This is a genomic window from Streptomyces sp. NPDC051776 (genome assembly GCF_040681345.1).
Classification (GTDB): domain Bacteria; phylum Actinomycetota; class Actinomycetes; order Streptomycetales; family Streptomycetaceae; genus Streptomyces.
Genome location: NZ_JBFAYQ010000138.1, coordinates 1 through 2,956 on the forward strand (window position 1 = coordinate 1; position 2,956 = coordinate 2,956).

A 2,956-nucleotide genomic window follows, 5' to 3' on the forward strand; every position below is an offset into this window, starting at 1 on the left:
CTACCTTGCCGGCCTACACCTCCGCGCCTCGATGATCTGGATCAAGGACCTCACGCGAGCCACCCCTTGATCACGACCAAATACGCTCCCTAGCAGCGCGAAACCCCCACCCAGAGCCCCTCGTTCCAAAAGCCGAGGTCTTCACGGCTGTACCTCCTTCAGCCATCCAAGCCCCGAAGACCCCCGATGCCCTACCCACCCGCACAGAACGAAGAGTGGGAACGCATCGAAGGACCGCTCTGGCCCCGAGCAGCCGATCGGGGCCAGAGCGGTCCTTTCTGAGCTGTAGGGAGTAGCGGTGCCACCCCGAGACCGACGAGGACGCCTACCGGGAGCTCCTGGGGCTGCTGACCGCATCGTCCCGGGTTGGCACCAAGTGTGTGCCTACCTGGGCGGGAGGAAGCCCTGGCGTCGCACGACCCAGCACATCTGCGCCGACAATCGCCCCATCTGGTCATGGAGGTCATGACGTTGAGGCAACGTGAGGAGTACGGCCTCGACGGCGAGGACCCGTGGTCGTCGTAGCACCTGCCTTGCACACATTGAGTTTGCTCGGGGAGCACGTGATCGCTACACAGCGGAGGCGGCTACAGCTCGACGTATGCCACCACGACGACCGTCTGCAAAGCCGTGACCCAGTACAAGATCCGTACCGCTTCGATCTCGTCGGTGTACTGGCGAAGTTCTGGGTGAGTGCTGTCGCCGGGGATCGGCTCGCCGAGCTCGGGGTCGACGGAGATGGCTACGAGAGCGCGGTCCAAGGCGTGGATCTCGGCCTCGGTGGTGAGGTCCTCGAGTTGCTTGGCAGCAGAGCCGCTGAAAGCGATCCTGGCGCGCTTGTGGCCGGGGCGTGGGGGCATCAGGCGACTGCGGGGCGCTGGGCGGTGAGACGGGCGATGTGGGTCTCGCGCAGTTCCTCCCACGGCGTGCAGTCCTCTATTGCGGGCAGGCCGTTCTCCGCGATGTCCTCGAGGACGCCGGCGAGGCGGTCGGCGTTGTCCCGAGTGCGGGCGGCGTAGGCCCGCACGGCGTCGGCGGCCGCGGGCTCCAGCTGCTGCCGGGTGGCGGTCTCGGCGCGGGCCGGCTGTTCGCTCATCGGGACTCCAGAGGCAGAACTGGCGTGTCTCATCACGGTATCGCTCGCATCCAGACATGGGGACCACGCCTGGCAACAGTCCCTCGTCGCTCGCCAACGGTGCTGGCCGCCAGTGTGCCGAGAGAAGGGTACAAATACAGCCAGTAACGACGCGCGGATGTCCTCTGACAAGTGATCTTGACCGTTTGACAAGAGATCTTGACGGCAGCGGTCTGCTGATCAGGCCCTGCCTGGAGCCTGGTTGGCCGTCGACGTGAGGTTGGTGAGAGCGGCCCGGGGGGAGTCGTGGTGCGGTTAGGCGTCGGGTTCCCCCGAGGTGGTAGGCACGGACAGCCTCCGTGACGGAGAGAGTGACGACGATTATCGTGAAACCGGCGCGACAGAAGCCGCAAATCCGCGCCTCTCCGGCAATTGCCGTTTCGGCGGCGAGACATGACCACACCAGCGAGAGGGAGTGACCCCGTGGATCTTGGACGTCATCGCATGCGCTACGGCGAACCGACCGAGATCACTGGTGATCAGGAGCGAGACGCGTTTGCGTGCGCCCTGCAGGCGATAGAGGAGCGTAAGGGTGAACGGTACGGCTGGGACCAACCTCCGCGCCTGTGGGCCCTGTATATGTCCGACCTGTCCAGCAGAATGATCGAGCTGTTTGAGATTCCGTCAGGCGAGTGGCGCGATGGTGTGCTCGAGTGGGCGTCCCAGTATCCGGCCCCCGGCCCGGTGACCGCGACCCGCTTCGCCGACTGCGCCGACGGATTCGTCGGGATGGCGATGATGCACCACGGGAGAGATCCACGCGAACTCGCAACCCTGGACCAGGTAGTTATTCGTACGATCACGGCTGTCGACATCAATGACCTCACCTGTGTGGTGCGCCGGCCACGGGGCGGCAAACGTGAGACGCACGCGTACGCCGCGGGCCAGGACAGCATGGGCAATGCCCGCGGCCATCTCCCACGCGCGCTCGCCCGGCTCAACCATGCGGTGCGGACCGGAGCGCTATCGCTGCCATGATCAGCGTGTGGAGATGGCGAGGCGGGGGTGCTGGTTCCCACATTGGTCCTGCTGGTGTCCGTCCCGCCCAAGGCGAACGACTTCAGGTCGTTCTCCGGCATCGTGGCCCGGCAGGCCGAGGCCCTGCCGCCCGACATCCTGGTCTCCCTCGTGCGCGAGGCCATCGAAGCCCGCCCGCGAGGATCCCGAACGGCGTGCGCTGCGCGCGCCTGAGCGGGCGTGTTGGCGACCTCTGACAAAGGATCTTGGCCGTCTGGCGCGTGAGTTTGACCGCCCGGATCAGGCGGATTCATCCTCAACTGCGTCCGGATTCTCGTAGAGGGCCAGCTCGGCTTGTTGCGCGCGGACGTTCCTGCCGTGGCAGCGGGGTGAACAGGCACTGCGTGGGCTGACCGAGGGCCGGATGAACTGGGCTCCGCAGCCGGGGCAGGGCAGGACCTGCTTCTGGTCCGGGAGGATGCCGTTGCTGGAGGGTGCGCTCTTCAGGAGATCGTCTCTGCGTCGGCATCGGGCCGGGCACCACCAGGGAGCCGGGCCGGCTTCGACGTTTGGTCGGGGCGGGCGGCCGCAGTACTCGCAGAGCAGGAGGTCGGGCGGTGGCGGTGGTGTGCGTTCGAGGAGGTCCTGGAGTTCGAAGGGGTTTCGTCCGGTCGCGGCGGTCCTCGAGAAGTCCATTCTCCAGGTGACCGGGCAGCGCCCCGATGGTTCAACCGAGCCTTTGATGGCGCTTCAGGCGAAGCTGAAGCCAGCTAGGGCCTGTGTGATGTTGTGATCAGCCAGTCGCCTTCAGGAGGTCGTTGATCCAGATCATGGAGGCACGGAGGTGGAGGCCGGCGAGGTAGC

General features: G+C 66.1%; 4 protein-coding genes. 2 read left to right on the top strand and 2 right to left on the bottom strand.

Going from position 1 to position 2,956, the window contains the following annotated elements:
- Nucleotides 1-587: 587 nt before the first annotated feature.
- Together AB0M26_RS31675 and AB0M26_RS31680 are read right to left on the bottom strand one after the other, a co-directional pair.
- Nucleotides 588-860 carry a hypothetical protein gene (locus AB0M26_RS31675; protein WP_365266437.1) on the bottom strand — a complete coding sequence of 91 codons (273 nt, stop codon included), beginning with the start codon at nt 858-860 and terminating at the stop codon, nt 588-590.
- Nucleotides 860-1,096 carry a hypothetical protein gene (locus AB0M26_RS31680; protein WP_365266440.1) on the bottom strand — a complete coding sequence of 79 codons (237 nt, stop codon included), beginning with the start codon at nt 1,094-1,096 and terminating at the stop codon, nt 860-862. Before AB0M26_RS31680 ends, AB0M26_RS31675 begins: the two co-directional genes overlap by 1 nt.
- A 462-nt stretch (nt 1,097-1,558) precedes the next feature.
- On the opposite strand from AB0M26_RS31680, the gene AB0M26_RS31685 reads away from it, so the two are divergent.
- Together AB0M26_RS31685 and AB0M26_RS31690 are read left to right on the top strand one after the other, a co-directional pair.
- Complete coding sequence (locus AB0M26_RS31685; RefSeq protein ID WP_365266443.1) at nt 1,559-2,113, top strand: hypothetical protein; 555 nt, start codon at nt 1,559-1,561, stop codon at nt 2,111-2,113.
- 27 nt (nt 2,114-2,140) lie between these two features.
- Entirely contained in the window at nt 2,141-2,326 is a 186-nt protein-coding gene (locus AB0M26_RS31690; protein ID WP_365266445.1) for a hypothetical protein, read from the top strand.
- Nucleotides 2,327-2,956 lie beyond the last annotated feature (630 nt).

Coding starts and splice junctions, on each gene's coding strand:
- AB0M26_RS31675 (WP_365266437.1), bottom strand. CDS start 860: ATGCCCCCACGCCCCGGCCACAAGCGCGCCAGGATCGCTTTCAGCGGC.
- AB0M26_RS31680 (WP_365266440.1), bottom strand. CDS start 1,096: ATGAGCGAACAGCCGGCCCGCGCCGAGACCGCCACCCGGCAGCAGCTG.